The organism is Butyrivibrio proteoclasticus (genome assembly GCF_900115735.1).
In the GTDB taxonomy this organism is placed as follows: Bacteria; Bacillota; Clostridia; order Lachnospirales; family Lachnospiraceae; genus Butyrivibrio; species Butyrivibrio proteoclasticus_B.
In genome coordinates, this window is sequence record NZ_FOXO01000019.1 from 66354 (window position 1) to 81668 (window position 15315).

Sequence of the window (15315 nt, forward strand, 5' to 3'; positions counted from 1 at the left end):
GCAATTAAATTGCTATTTTTATACACGTAAAATTGCAATATTGCTATTTTTACCTTATAATTGCTATATAAGAGGAGAATTTTTATGAGCAATATTGAAATAAAGGAACTGCAACAGTTAAAAAAAGAGTCCAAACTAACATATTCAGATATAGCATCTATGGCAGAATTGCCACTTAGTACTGTTCAAAAAGTCCTTGGGGGGAAAATAAAATCTCCGAGACCAGCAACTTTGGAAGCAATAGAAGATGCACTTCATAGATCAAATCCTGTAATTGGCGATCACAGAGAGATATCGATAGGCAATCAGGATTTTGCTTCAATTATCGAGAATAACTATTTTTATATAGATAAGACATCCTTTATCAGGGAATGGTGGGATAAAGGAGATGTTGTGACGCTTATCACAAGACCGAGAAGATTTGGTAAAACACTGAATTTAAGCATGGTTAACTATTTCTTTTCCAATAAGTATCAAGATGGTAAAAAGTGGTTTGAAAATCTGGATATATGGAAAAACAAGGAATATCATGCTCTTCTTGGTAAGTATCCTGTTATTTTTATTTCTTTTGCCAATGTTAAAGAACCTGACTATGATGGAGCAATACGGAGTATATGTTCAATAATATCTGAATTATTCAGGGGATTCAGGGAAATAGTCAGAAATGAGAGTTTACTTGAAGCAGATATAGAATATTTCAATGGCATTATGGAAGAATGTAAGGAAGAACAAGCATCGGGAGCAATCAATAGATTGAGTCGTCTCCTCTTTGAATGCTATGGAGAAAAAGTTCTAATATTATTAGATGAATACGATACTCCGATGCAAGAAGCCTATGTGAATGGGTATTGGGATAAAATCTCTTCATTTATCAGGAACTTGTTCAATTCGACTTTTAAGACTAATCCATATATGCTTCGTGGATTGATGAGCGGTATAACGAGAATATCAAAGGAATCAATCTTTTCTGATCTTAATAACCTCAGGGTTATTACAACAACTTCAGAAACGTATGCAGATAAATTCGGATTTACTCAAGAGGAAGTGGATCATGCTCTTGAAGCATTTGGTATTAAGGAAAAAGAAGAAGTAAAAAAATGGTATGACGGTTTCCATTTTGGAAACGTATGTGAGATGTACAACCCATGGTCAGTCCTTTCGTTTCTCGATGAAAAAAGAATCGCAACATATTGGGCGAATACCAGTAGTAACAGTCTGGTAAGCAAATTGATCCGTGAAGGCGACAGGGGGATAAAAAGTGATTTTGAATGTCTCCTAAATGATGGAATAATTGAAAAAGAATTAGATGAAGAGATAGTGTATAGCAATCTTGATTCTGCAGCGGACGGAATATGGAGTCTTTTACTTGCAAGTGGCTATTTAAAAGCAACAGAGATAATTGCTGATGAAAATGGATTGTACTATGGCAAGTACAAATTAAGACTTACTAATCAGGAAGTAAAAACCATGTTTCAAAAGATGGTAAGCAGCTGGTTTAAAGCTTGTGGCTCGAATTACAATGATTTAATTAAGGCACTATTGGTAAAAGATATCAAAGCAATGAATTACTATATGAATCAGGTGGCTTTGTCTACCTTTAGCTTTTTTGACACCGGGAAAAATGTTTCCGGATCGTCACCTGAGCGATTTTATCATGGATTTATTCTGGGACTCCTTGTGGATCTGCGAGATGAGTATATCGTAAAGTCCAACAGAGAGTCAGGCTTTGGAAGATACGATGTAGTTATTGAACCCAAGAATAAGTCAAAAGATGCATTTATACTGGAGTTTAAAGTTCATGATGCAGATGAAGAGAGTACCATGGAAGATACAGTTATTGCGGCTAAGAAACAGATAGCAGAGAAACAGTATTCGGTAGACTTGGAGAATGCAGGCGTTAAAAAGAAGAATATCTACAGTTATGGATTTGCATTTGAAGGAAAGAAAGTTTTGATTGGTTAACGATATTAAGCAGATTTATTACTAAGAAGTATATAAGAGTATATAATTGAAATGTAAGTATATAAAAGTAAATAAGAAAGCGAGGCGCCTATGAATATAGCAATTATTCTTGCCGGCGGGATCGGCAGCAGGATTGGATCGGAAGTACCAAAGCAGTTTGTGGAGTTGTCTGGACAGATGATGATCATGCATAGCATGGCGCCCTTTGGCAGATCTATGTATGTCAACAATATTCTGATCGTGGCTGCTGAGGAGTGGCGCGACAGGATTGAAGATGCTGTTGCGGACGAGCCGAATATAAGTGAGAAGATCCTGGGATTTTCTGATCCGGGGGATAACAGGCAGCTTTCTATCTATAATGCGTTAAAAGAAATAGAGAAAATGGAACTTGGTGACATGGTGGACAATGTTATTATCCATGATGCAGCGCGGCCTTTTGTTACAGAAGAGATGATAGAGGAGTGTTTTAAGGCACTTGAAAAACATGATGGTGCGATGCCTGTTCTTCCTATGAATGATACTGTGTATTTCAGCAGGACAGGGGCCCGTGTGGACGAGCTGCTTAACCGCAATACTATTTTTGCCGGGCAGGCGCCGGAAGCTTTTAATTATAAGAAGTATTTAGAGGGTAATGAAGCTCTTTTGCCCGATAAGATCAGAATGATAAAGGGCTCCACAGAACCTGCTGTAATGGCGGGGATGGACGTTGCCATGATTCCGGGAGATCAGAGGAACTTCAAGGTGACAACACAGGTGGATCTTGACAGAGCAGAAGAGATTATGAGGGAAAACTATCTATGAAAGCGCAAGTTCTTTATGGAATAGATAATATGAAGTACGTGGAAGTTAATGACCCGAGGCCCAAGGCAGGTGAGGCGCTTATCAAGGTGCGCAAGTGCGGTATTTGCGGCTCTGACGTACCGCGCGTTTTTAAGACCGGCGCCCACAATATGCCAATTGTTCCGGGGCATGAATTCATGGGAATTGTGGAAAAGTGTGACGATAATCCTGAAATTGTGGGTAAAAGAGTTGGAGTTTTTCCGCTTATTCCCTGCATGAAATGCAGGCAGTGCAAATCTCGGCATTATGAGATGTGTGAAAACTATAATTATCTGGGTTCAAGGTGTGACGGTGGATTTGGAGAGTATGTCTGCGCGCCCTTGTGGAATCTTTTACCCATCCCTGATGAAGTGACAGATGACGAGGCTGCTATGCTTGAGCCAATGTGCGTTGCAGTGCATGCGCTGAGGAAACTTGGACTTGTCGGAGATGGATTTGAAGCGGAAACAGAAAAAAATATCGTAATCTGCGGCCTTGGGACCATTGGACTTCTTGTTGCAATGCTCCTAAAAGATGCAGGATACCGAAATGTCTTTTTCATAGGAAATAAGAATGTTCAAAAAGAGATGATAAAGCAGGTTGGTTATAGTGAGGATCACTTCTGCGATGTGAGATATGGTGCGCCTTCATCTTTTGTAAATGAAAAGACGGATGGTAATGGTGCGGACTACTACCTTGAGTGCATCGGAAGGTCGGAAAGCTACGCTCAGGCAGTTAATCTGACGTCTCCCCTTGGAAAGGTTATGCTTGTTGGCAATCCTGCCTCAGACATGGAACTGCCAAGGAATGTTTACTGGAAGATATTGAGAAACCAAATGACCTTGATGGGAACATGGAATTCTTCGTATCCTGACGACTGGAATTATGCATTAGAGCGACTTGCGACTTGGCATAAGAGTGAGCAGGCTTTTTCTCCGACAATGCTTATAACTCACAGGTTTGATCTTGAGCACATGCAGGAAGGGCTTCAGATCATGAGAAAAAAATCAGAAGAATACATCAAGATTATGGTGGATGTAGGGTGAAGTAAAAAACGAAAATTACTGACTAAGCATAATGCTGAATCAATGGGAAAAAGTGCAATTCCAAGCGAAAAACAAACACTTGTTCGCAGAGAACATATGTGCTATATTATTTCTACAAGTAAAGCAAACGGAGTAGTGTAATACAAATGGAAACAAATATAGCGCAGGCGATTGATATTACTTGTCAGAGAGCCAGGTATGATGAGAATGTAAAAGAGTTGCTGGCAGATAAACAGATTTTGGCTAGGATTCTTAAGTACACATTAGATGAATTTAAGGATACTGATATTCAGACGATAATAAGCAATATTGATGAACCGGAAATATCTAAGGTCAGAGTGGAACCAGGGCATACCAATGCTGATAAGATCAAAAAGTGCTCTGAAGAAGATAACGTACCGAGTGAAGGGAAGATTTATTTTGATATAAGATTTTCTGTTTATTGCGGAGTGCAGCTCATTAAGATACTGATTAACATTGAGGCGCAGAAGAGTTCTAAAGTAACAAAACTTGGTTACCACTTGGATAACAGAGTTGTTTTTTATTTGGGAAGAATGATTTCTGCTCAGAAGGAAGTAGAATTTACAAATTCAGATTACGATAGTCTGAAGGCTGTTCGCAGTATATGGATATGTATGGATGCTGGCGATGATGAGGACTCAATTAATCGAATCTCTCTGAGTCAAGAGGTTTTATTTGGCAAGAAAATGAATTTGCCAAACATTGATAAGCTACAAGGTGTTATAATCAGATTGAGAAGTAATGAGAACCTAGAGAAGTCTAAAAATATTTTGATAGCGATGCTGGAGACACTCTTAAAAAAAGAAGATTCTGAGATGAAAAAGAAAAAGCTGTCAGGTGAGTATGGGATAGAAGTTAGTAGAGACACTGAGCGGAGGCTTAATGATATGTGTAATTTGAGTGATGTTATACTTGAAAATGGATTAAAAGAAGGAATAGAACAAGGAATAGAACAAGGAATAGAACAAGGAATAGAAGCATTCATCGTTGATAAAATTGAAGATGGAGTCGAGAAAGCGACGATTATTGAAAAGTTAGTAAAACGATTCAAGATTACCAGAGAAAAAGCAGAAGAGTATTATAATCGATTTTCTGCATGATTAACGGACTATACCAGTAAATAGTATAGTCTTTTTAATTATAAAGAGTTATGATAACTTCTAGAATTTAAATGAAAGGTTGTGAAAAAATATGCGATTTTGGGCACATAGAGGATGCAGTCAGATGTATCCGGAAAATACACTTACATCTTTTGGAAAGGCAATGGAAATTGACGGCCTTGCGGGAGTTGAGCTGGACATTCAGCTGACTAAGGATGGAGAACTTGTAGTTATCCACGATGAACGTGTGGATAGAACAACAGATGGATTTGGATTTGTGAGAGATTTTACTCTTGAGGAGCTTAAGGCTCTTCATATTTTTGCCGGCAAGGGTGTTCCTGCGGAGAAGATCCCTACAATGCGTGAAGTCATTGAGCTTTTGATGCCAAAACTGAAAGTTTACTGCGATGCCGTTAAAAGGGGTATACCTGAAGATGAGATAAAGGATGGCATGCGCATCAACATTGAGCTTAAAACATCAGTTTATAACTATCCGGGAATTGAGGAAAAGATAGTTAAGCTTGTGGATGAAATGGGAGTTAAGGAGGCAATTGTTTATTCAAGCTTTTACCCTGAATCTCTTTACAAGATCCATGAGTTTGAGCCAACAGCAAAGCTCGGCGTTTTGGATGATCTTTTGTCAAATTGTCTGTACAAGGCAATTGGCCTGGAATCCTTATGGGAAGACGTTCCGAGCGGCAGCATTGCCCTTCACCCTTGGGGACTTCACATGGATCTTCCAGTGGAGAAGATTCAGGGAAGGACAGTTCGTGCCTGGTACACCGGACATCTTTATCCTGAAGTTCCAACAGGCAATAGGATGAATCTTGATGAATATGCCGCAAAAGGCGTCACAGACGTATTCTTCAACGAACCTGAAAAGTACCTGTAGTGTGATTTCTTGTTAAAACAAACAACTTGGTTTATATTATAAAGGTTAAAAAGTGATTGTAAAAATGAAAGGCATTTAAATGAAAGTAGTAATTTTAGCCGGTGGTTTCGGAACACGTATCAGTGAAGAGAGCCACTTGCGTCCAAAGCCAATGATAGAGATTGGCGGCAAACCAATTCTTTGGCATATCATGAAAGAGTATTCCCACTATGGATTCAACGAATTCATTATCTGTGCAGGATACAAGCAGGAAGTGATCAAGGAGTATTTCAACAACTATTACCTCCACAACTGCGATGTAACCTTCGATTTTGCCAATAGCAATAAAAAGACATTCCATTCTCAGAAGGCAGAACCATGGAAAGTTACAATAGTTGATACCGGATACAGCACTATGACAGGTGGACGTATCAAGAGGATAAAAGAGCATGTGGGTAACGAAACATTCTTCATGACCTACGGTGATGGAGTCTGCGACCTTGATATGAAAAAACTTCTTGAGTTCCATAAGAGCCATGGCAAGATTGCTACAGTTACAGCTATTCTTGCAGGACAGAGATTTGGTGTGTTCGACATAGATTCTGACGATTCATCAGTTGTTAAGGACTTTAGGGAAAAAGCTAACATCGACGGAGCCCGCATCAATGGCGGATATATGGTACTTGAGCCCGGAGTTTTCGATTACATCGAGGGCGATAGCACATTCTTTGAAAAAGAGCCAATGCATAACCTTGTAAGAGACGGTGAGCTTGCAGCATATAAGTATGACGGCTTTTGGAAGTGCATGGATACAGCAAGAGAAAGAGATGAACTCTCTGATCTCATCGAGACAGGCAGAGCTCCTTGGATCAAGTGGTGAGGTTTTATGAAACTATCAGATTATATAGTAGATTTTTTGATAAAAAAAGGTGTCACTGACTGCTTTACAGTTGTAGGTGGTGGTGCAATGCACCTTAATAATTCATTTGGACATACAAAGGGCATGCACTGCACCCATTTCCATCATGAGCAGGGCGCAGCAATTGCTGCAGAGAGCTACTCAAGATACGGAGAAAAAGTTGCAGCACTTTGCGTGACTTCCGGCCCTGGCGGAACCAATGCCATCACCGGAGTTCTCGGCGGATGGCTTGATTCTCTTCCGATGTTTGTTGTAAGTGGACAGGTCAGATACGACACCACAGTCAGATATATGGAAGGAAACACTGAGTACGGGCTCTCTAAAAGAGGCTGCAGCGCAGATATTAAGGAAAACTCTGATTCAGAGAGCCCAATCATAAGCCATGAATTTATAAACGATTCAGGCCTTCCTCGTTCAATAGGAGACCAGGAATACGATATCACCCAGATGACCAAACACATGTGTAAGTACGCAGTCATGCTTGAGGCACCGGAAGACATCAGATATGTTATGGAAAAGGCCTGGCACCTCATGAGCACCGGCCGCCCCGGACCTGTATGGGTAGACGTTCCTGTGAATTACCAGGCAAAAGAAATTAATCCAGCTGAGCTTCGCAGCTTTGATGAAGAGTATAGACAAGAGCATTCTTGCATGTGCCCGGATGTGGAAAAAGATAATACATCTGCTTCACAGCCTATGAATCACAATGAACTTCTGGCAGCGTCACAGATGATCCTTGATGAGATCAAAAAGGCTAAAAGACCTGTTATCTACGCGGGCGGCGGAATCCGCATTTCAAAGGGATTTGAAGCTTTCAGAAAGATGGTGGACAAACTTGGAGTTCCAGTTTGTACTTACTGGAATTCAATTGACCTCATAGAAGGTGAGAACCCGCTCTACTGTGGCCGTGGCGGTTATATGGGCGACAGAGCAGGAAACTTTGCAGTTCAGAATTCAGATCTTTTGCTGGTTATCGGATCCAGAATATCAATCAGACAGACCGGTTATACCTGGAGTTCTTGGGCGAGAGCAGCCAAGGTGATAATGGTGGATATTGATCCTGCTGAAATGGAAAAACACACAATCCATGTGGATAAAAAGATATATGCAGATGCCGGATTGTTCATGGAAGCCATGAATGAGACACTGGATGAGATAAAGGAGTGGAAAAACTTAAGGAATGATGATCAGTCATACTTTGCACCATGCGAAGACTGGCGTTCCCAGTGCATTAAATGGAAAGAAAAATACCCTGTTGTGTCTGATAAGCAGCGCAATACCGGCGATGAACCAGTTAATGTCTATGGCTTTATCAGAACTCTTTCAGATAAGGCTGTTGAAGGGAGCCTTACAGCAGTCAGCAATGGCGCCTGCTGCGTAGCAGGTTCTCAAGGCTGGCATATCAAGAAAGGCAGCAGATTCATTATCAACAATGCTGTAGCAAGTATGGGCTATGGACTTCCTGCTGCAATCGGACTATGCATAGCATCCGGTAAAAAAGAAACTATCTGCCTTGAAGGTGATGGCAGCATTATGATGAATCTGCAGGAGCTGCAGACTATAATTACAAATAAGCTCCCTATAAAGCTCTTTCTGATAAATAATGATGGCTATCATTCAATCAGACTTACTCAGAGCACTCATTTCAGTGATTATTCCAAGTTTGGAATCGGACCTGAAAGCGGAGATCTTGCTTTTCCTGAATTTGGAAAGCTTGCAGAAGTATTTGGCTACAACTACGTTTCAATCAGGAACGGGAGCGACCTTGAGAGTGGGATTGATAGAGCGCTGGCATCGGATACTCCCGTGTTCTGTGAAGTGTTTACAGACACAGTTCAGCCATGGGAGCCTAAGTCATCAGTGAAAAAAGAAGCTGACGGCAGTCTTACAAGTGCTCCGTTAGAGGATCTTGCTCCATTTCTTCCTAGAGAAGAACTTGAAGAAAATATGTATATATAAAGAAATTTCTAAATAAAAAATAAAGCTCATGTTTGAAGCGGGCTTAATCGTTTCAGACATGGGCTTTATCGATCTATAATCCACGAAATTTAATAAAAACTTTATGGATTTCTTTCTTATTTCATGGGAAAACAACAAAAAAACAAACGATTATGATTAAAAATATGATAGCTCTTTGCTTACAATATATGCAATTGGGTAAGAAATAATTATTCATGATTACCTGAAAAGGGGGAAGTATGAAAACAATTGATGCCAAGCAGACATTTATCGTAAAAATCACAGATTGTCAAAATGGTACCTGGCAAGGAAAAATCGTCTGGGCAGAGGAAAACAGATCCATCCACTTTAGGAGCATGATGGAAATGTTAAGGCTAATGGATGAAGCGGCATCGGCAACAATTAGACTTACTCATTACAAAGCAGCAGTTAACGGATAAAAAAGAGAATAAAATATTCTTTGTGTAATGCGGGGCTGTCGCACTATAAGTGCGCCGGCTCCGTATTCTTTTTTGGAAAAAATTTTACCATTTCCAATCTATATCTAGTGCCTGAAAAATCGCTGAATACGACCTATTGCGATTTATGATTTATTAATATACATTTTATAAAAATTTCATATAGTTCCTATTTCGCATATGTGAAATATTATTTAGAATTCTGTGTATAAAGTGTGAAATTAAATTCAAAAATGTAACTAATTATGATGGGTTTTATGATAACCATTTTCCTATAATTAGTCATTAGGGGATAGTTATGAGTAAAACAGATATGAATAATAATTGTAAAAACAATTACAAAATGGGAGACACGTTCATTATAAAAGTTGACCATTACCAAAACAGATCTTGGCAAGGTGAACTTGTTTGGGCGAATGAAAAAAAGAGTGTCAGATTTAGAAGTACTTTGGAAATGTTACGGCTAATGGATGAGGCCATTAAAAGCGGTAATAACATGAGCGGTATGAAAACGGTCCATACCGTTTCATGATTTTTGCGATTTTTTTATAAGAGGGAGGTATAAAGTTATGTCAAGTAAGTGTAACAGATTTTTGGCATTCCTACTGACACTTGCGCTTGTAACAACTACTTTTAGTAGTGATTATGCAAGCACAAGGTCTTTTGCTGTAGGAAGCGAAGAAGAACTTGAACAGATCTCAGAAGATTCCAATGAAGAGTCTTCAGAACTCGAGTGGGAGGACATCGATAATGATGAAGAAACTCCTGCTGAAATTGAGGGAAACGAGTCTGAAGAGGTTGTTGAGCCAGTAGCGGAAGCTTCTGAGGAGACACCTGTGGATCAGGCTACAGAAGGCGCTGTCGATGAGGCAGACGCTGACATTACTAATGGAGGAAATGATGTAGAAGAGCCTGCAACAACTTCAGCAACTGCAGAAGCTACTGCTTCTGTAGCAGAGGCTGCATCCAAAGCTACTTCTGCCGCTATGGAAAGTGTAGAGTCTGCAACAAAAGCTTCTTCCAGTATGGAAAGTGCAGAGGCTGCATCCAAAGCTTCTTCTGCCAGCACGAGAAGTGCAGAGGCTGCATCAGAAGCTTCTTCTGCAAAAATAAATAGCGCAGAGGCTGCTTCAGCTGCAACATCAGCTTCTATGGAAGTGGCAGCCGATGCAGCAAGCTCAGCTTCTACTGTTATAGAGGAAAAAGAGCAGAAGCTTGTAACTGTTACGTATAAGACTTCTATGGGCGGACGTGTTTCTGTAAAGGAAGAAACCGTTGACATTAACGATAAAGAAGCTAAGTTCGAAGGTTCTGAGGCAATAGCCTGGGATAGATATCAGTTCACAGAATGGGTAGACGAGGATGGCAACTATGTAACCAATGAAGCCTTGCTCGTTCCTTCTGATGTGGAAAAAGATACAACATTCACAGCCAAGTTCATGAAACTTGAGGCAATGCCTGAAATTTCGGAAAGCAAAACAACTGGCGGAATGGATGTATCTGTAAGTGCAGATGAAGGTCTTTTCCCTGAGGGGACAACTGTATCAATTGAGGCTATTCCAGAAACTCAGGCCCTTGAAACAGCTCAGGATACTCTTGGCGATAACGTAAAAGAGGCTAAGGGTGTTGACATTAAGTTCATATACAACGAAGACGAAATCCAGCCTGCAGATGCGCAGTACGTTCATGTATCAATTTCACTTGTTGAAAAGATCGAAGGTACAGACTTCACTGTGCTCCATGAGCATGAAGGCGAAGTAAAAGAAATCGAGGCTTCAGTCGCTACAGAAGAAAAGAACGCAGATCCTGAGGACGAGACAAAGGTTGCAACAAGTGTTGAATTTGATTCAAACGAGTTCTCTGTATTCATTTTTGCAGGTGAAGACGCAAATAGTGAAAAGAAAGTTGTAACTTATAAGTTTTATGAAGATCCTGATAAGACAACAGTATTCAACACTCAGGCAGTCAAAAATGGCGATACCTTGCTAAATCCTGGTGTTCCGAAAACTGGTGACAATGAATCTTTTGTTAAGTGGCAGAAGATTGTTGATGATGAACAGGTAGATATAGAGTTTGATACAATTAGCGATATCACAAAGGAGAGCCCAACAACAATTGAAGTTGTCCCTCTTCTTAAGAAGAATTACTATATCACATTCCGTGGAGAAAATGGTGAAATTTTCCATGTTGAGACGATTGAAGTAACTGGAAATCAGAGACCAGCAGTAGATCTTTCAAGCATTCCTGAATATATCCCTGAGGAAGATATCAAGGCATGTATTGGATGGTCTACAAGTAAGGCTAATGCTAATGCTGGAATAGTAATAAGTGATACAACTGTATATGCGGATACTACACCTGAACTGTGGGCATCTGTAACAAAGGCATATTGGGTACGCTTTGATAAGAATGGTAACGGAGCAACATTCACTGGTGCTCAGCGTGTTAAAGATGGCGCAAAACTTAGCACAATTCAGGACAAAGTTATAGGTGATAACGCTCCTAAGCGTACAGGTTACACATTCAAGGGCTGGTCAACAGATAGTGGTGAAGATAACACCGTTAATGTTAACTGGAATAGTGTAATTAATGATGTTATTGATGAAGAGACTAATGAATATCAGTTATATGCTGTTTGGGAAGAAAATTCAAACACCACATATACTGTTATTTTCTGGACTCAGAATGTTAATGATGTTTATGATCAGGATGGAAATCCAAATAACAATAATTTAGATGGAAACTATACATGGGATTACAGCGAGGCTGTAAGACTCACAGGAAGAACAGGAGATGAACTTACTGAGAGTAGTGTTAATGATGCACTAAGACAAAAGGCTAGAAGCGATAGCGATTGGTCAATTTCCAGCATGAATGGGGCCAATTATACAGGCTTCCAGTATCTTAAGAATGATGTTGCAGGAAAAACTATCAGTAGAAATGGTGATACGGTTGTTAATGTTTACTATACACGTAATGTAATAACATATTCATTCACATATCAAGTTGATGAAGTAACAACAAGTTATGAGAAATGTAATAATGAAAAGAATAGACCGTCAAATGATTATTCATACTATGCGGATAATGAGGGAAACCAGGAACTTACTTTTGAAAAGAATACTACGATTGTTTTCTCAAGGAATGGTACTCCTTATACCGGAACAGTATATTATAGGAAACGAGTTGGCATGGGGCGTTATAACTATTATGAGATAGATCCTCAAGATACTGTTCAGAGTACCACATACTATGGCTGGTTATATGAAGATGATGGTTGGCTTTTTGAAAACTACCAATGGGATTATAGAACCTTAAGGCGTGATATATCAACTACTGTTACATGGTATTTGAATGGAGAAGAATATACAGGAGATATTTATAAGCAGAAGAACACTACTGATCATCAAACGGTAACAGATACATTTAAAGGTTTATATGGTCAGACATTAGCACAGAATAATTATGAATGGCCTACAGCAGCTGCTGATGGGAAGTACTATTTGTGGAAAAGAGCATCAGGAACAAGCTATGAAGAGTTTTTAGATGCATTTACTACAAGTGAGTCATTTATTAATGAGGAAAGCAATCTTCCTCTGACTATAGAGTTTTATAAAGAAACAGACGTAAAAGGAACGTATGAACTTGCCAATACTGTCCCTGTTTTTAATGATTACACATATTATTTTGAGGACGATAAATATATTGGTTTCGAATTATCATGGTATAGCCTAAATGGAATTGAACATCACAACGTATCTGATGGTGATGAAATCTATGGAGGTAATGGTGACTTAAAGATTTATTATGACAGAAAAGAATATGATTTGTCATTTGTTGATGTTAGCCCATTGCCAGAAGATAATCATGTACAGAATACTGTGAAGACAGTTAAAGTAAGGTATGGCACATCACTAGAACAATATGAAAAGACGGTTGATACTTTTGATTATTCTGACTTTGGATACATCTTTAATACATGGTGCTATGATGTTGCAGGTGAAAGCGCATATAACTTTACAAATACTATGCCTGCATCTAATCTTGCAATCTATGGTTCATGGAAGGCTGTAACTTATCAATTAAGATTTAACCCTAATACCGGAACATTTGGTTCTGGCATACAGAGTAAGGTAGATGCGCAAACAGGATATGCTGTATTGAATCAGAGTCCTGGAGAGCCTATAGACAAGACTGAGCTTACATCTACAAGTTTTATTGATAAGGATGGTTGGAAACTTGTTGGTTGGTTCTATCAGAATGAAGATGGAACAGCAGGCGAGCCATTCCCTTATGAACCTATCAAGGAAGACACTACACTCATTGCTAAGTGGCGTTTTGAACACAATGTTTCTGTAGTATTTGACGGAGCAGATTATACAACAGGAGAACAGCACGGAACATTTGCAGGAGAGAAAACATATTCTGATGATAAAGATTACGCAAGTGATGCTGCATTTAAGGCAGCAGCTGCACCTGACCAGGTAGAAAAGGGATATACATTTATCGGTTGGAAAGTAGTTGGTGACGGTACATTGCATTATCCAAACGATATTATTCAGATTACTGAGTACATGATCGATACTGAAAATGAGCAGGTTCTTGTAAAGGCTGTTTATCAGAAGAATGGTACTGCAAATCCTGGAGAAGAGCCTATCTTTATCAGATATCATAAGAACTTTGGAACAGAAACCGATGCTGACGTTGTTACAGTAACAACAGATGATGATGACAAGCCACTTATAGTTAATCATCCTGTAACAGCTCCAACGTATAATGATCTATTTGGTGAAGTACCTGATGCTCACTATGATTTCCTTGGCTGGAGTGCATCTTCAACAGCAACTGTAGCTTGGCTGAAAGCTGAAGAAACATATCAGATTTTTGCAGATACAACTGGAGCAACTACATCATTAGATGCAGATGGCAATAAGGTATATTCAGGTAATGATCTCTATGCCGTTTGGGCACCAAATAAATACACCGTTTCATTTAATCTTGATGGTGGAACAGCTAAAGAGCCTACAGAAGGACAGGTAGGAACTGGTAATCAGACAGTTGTATATCAGGGCAAGGCAAAAGAGCCAACAGTTGAGATTACAAAAGAGTACTATAGATTAGAAGGTTGGTTACTTAATGGCGAAGCATATGATTTTGATAAACCTGTAGAAGCTGACATTACTCTAAAAGCTAATTGGGTAAGAGTTACTTATAAGTACAACATTGAGTACTATAAGGGAGAAAGTGTTGCTTCAGGTGAAATGTTCAAAGAAACACGCTTTGTAAACGAAATCGATGCAGCTGTTTATGAGGATGCAGGCATTGTATTAGGAATTGAAGCACTCAAAGCCAATAAGCCAACTGACGATGACGGTAATATTATTGAAGGCTATGATGATGGAACTCAGCTAGATACTATTAAAAATAATGATGGTACACTTACAGTTCAGGTTCTCTATAAGCCAATTCATCTGACAATTACTATTACTACCAAGCAGGAAACACCAACTTATGATGGTGAGGAACATACTGCAGTAGTTACAGCAACAAGCAGTAAGTCAATTGATCAGAGCAAGATTACTTATAATAATCAGCCATTGTCATCAACAACAGCTACAGCTACAAATGTAAGTGATAATGGTTCAGCTACAGCTAAGAAGATACTGGATGCACAAAAATTCGCATACAACAAAGGAGCTTATGTTGCTGAATTCGTATTTGCTAATAACAATAACGAGAACTCAGTTACTATCCAAAAGAGAGCGATCGAACTAACAGCAAACAGCAATACAGACTTTGTATATGATGGAACAGAAAAGAAAGTAACAGGAGTAACAGTAACATCAGGAAGCCTTGCAAAGGAAAGCCACAAGGCAGATGCAACCCTTAGCGGAAACAAGAGAACAGATGTGGGAACCCAGAGCGTAACAGCCAGCAATGGTGTAGTTAAGGATGGAAACACAGATGTGACAGGAAACTATGCTATCACATATAAGCCAGGAACCCTTACAATCAAAAAGGCAGATGGAGATGCTCTTGGACTTGATGCAAAAGGCTTTGATGTAACATATGATGCAGAGTCACATAAGGTAACAGCAAGCACAACAGTAACAGAGGGAACAACAATCTCTTACAAGGTAGGAAATGGTGAGTGGAAAAC

Annotated in this window: 10 protein-coding genes; all 10 read left to right on the top strand. The window is 39.4% G+C overall.

What is annotated here, in order from left to right; all coding sequences use genetic code 11:
- Positions 1-84 precede the first annotated feature (84 nt).
- Positions 85-1962, top strand: coding sequence for an AAA family ATPase (locus BM146_RS12215; protein WP_242949395.1), 1878 nt, complete (start codon positions 85-87; stop codon positions 1960-1962).
- Between the two features lie 90 nt (positions 1963-2052).
- The gene (locus tag BM146_RS12220) at positions 2053-2763 is read left to right on the top strand and encodes an IspD/TarI family cytidylyltransferase (protein WP_074889365.1); all 711 of its coding nucleotides are present in this window, start codon (positions 2053-2055) and stop codon (positions 2761-2763) included.
- Positions 2760-3827 carry a galactitol-1-phosphate 5-dehydrogenase gene (locus BM146_RS12225; protein WP_074889368.1) on the top strand — a complete coding sequence of 356 codons (1068 nt, stop codon included), beginning with the start codon at positions 2760-2762 and terminating at the stop codon, positions 3825-3827. The genes BM146_RS12220 and BM146_RS12225 overlap by 4 nt, the downstream gene beginning before the upstream one ends.
- A gap of 146 nt (positions 3828-3973) precedes the next feature.
- Entirely contained in the window at positions 3974-4948 is a 975-nt protein-coding gene (locus tag BM146_RS12230) for a hypothetical protein (protein WP_074889371.1), read from the top strand.
- Between the two features lie 91 nt (positions 4949-5039).
- Complete coding sequence (locus BM146_RS12235; RefSeq protein ID WP_074889373.1) at positions 5040-5840, top strand: glycerophosphodiester phosphodiesterase family protein; 801 nt, start codon at positions 5040-5042, stop codon at positions 5838-5840.
- A 79-nt stretch (positions 5841-5919) separates the two neighbouring features.
- Complete coding sequence (gene rfbF / locus BM146_RS12240) at positions 5920-6699, top strand: glucose-1-phosphate cytidylyltransferase (RefSeq protein ID WP_074889376.1); 780 nt, start codon at positions 5920-5922, stop codon at positions 6697-6699.
- Between the two features lie 6 nt (positions 6700-6705).
- The gene (locus BM146_RS12245) at positions 6706-8697 is read left to right on the top strand and encodes a thiamine pyrophosphate-binding protein (protein WP_074889381.1); all 1992 of its coding nucleotides are present in this window, start codon (positions 6706-6708) and stop codon (positions 8695-8697) included.
- Positions 8698-8936: 239 nt separating this feature from the next.
- The gene (locus BM146_RS12250; protein ID WP_074889384.1) at positions 8937-9137 is read left to right on the top strand and encodes a hypothetical protein; all 201 of its coding nucleotides are present in this window, start codon (positions 8937-8939) and stop codon (positions 9135-9137) included.
- A 316-nt stretch (positions 9138-9453) separates the two neighbouring features.
- Positions 9454-9687 carry a hypothetical protein gene (locus BM146_RS12255; protein WP_074889400.1) on the top strand — a complete coding sequence of 78 codons (234 nt, stop codon included), beginning with the start codon at positions 9454-9456 and terminating at the stop codon, positions 9685-9687.
- Between the two features lie 37 nt (positions 9688-9724).
- A partial coding sequence (locus tag BM146_RS12260) for an InlB B-repeat-containing protein (RefSeq protein ID WP_083413528.1) occupies positions 9725-15315 on the top strand: 5591 nt, incomplete at its 3' end.

Excerpts from the sequence above, each read along its gene's own strand:
- BM146_RS12215 (WP_242949395.1), top strand. The coding sequence starts at position 85 with ATGAGCAATATTGAAATAAAGGAACTGCAACAGTTAAAAAAAGAGTCC.
- BM146_RS12220 (WP_074889365.1), top strand. The coding sequence starts at position 2,053 with ATGAATATAGCAATTATTCTTGCCGGCGGGATCGGCAGCAGGATTGGA.
- BM146_RS12225 (WP_074889368.1), top strand. The coding sequence starts at position 2,760 with ATGAAAGCGCAAGTTCTTTATGGAATAGATAATATGAAGTACGTGGAA.
- BM146_RS12230 (WP_074889371.1), top strand. The coding sequence starts at position 3,974 with ATGGAAACAAATATAGCGCAGGCGATTGATATTACTTGTCAGAGAGCC.
- BM146_RS12235 (WP_074889373.1), top strand. The coding sequence starts at position 5,040 with ATGCGATTTTGGGCACATAGAGGATGCAGTCAGATGTATCCGGAAAAT.
- rfbF (WP_074889376.1), top strand. The coding sequence starts at position 5,920 with ATGAAAGTAGTAATTTTAGCCGGTGGTTTCGGAACACGTATCAGTGAA.
- BM146_RS12245 (WP_074889381.1), top strand. The coding sequence starts at position 6,706 with ATGAAACTATCAGATTATATAGTAGATTTTTTGATAAAAAAAGGTGTC.
- BM146_RS12250 (WP_074889384.1), top strand. The coding sequence starts at position 8,937 with ATGAAAACAATTGATGCCAAGCAGACATTTATCGTAAAAATCACAGAT.
- BM146_RS12255 (WP_074889400.1), top strand. The coding sequence starts at position 9,454 with ATGAGTAAAACAGATATGAATAATAATTGTAAAAACAATTACAAAATG.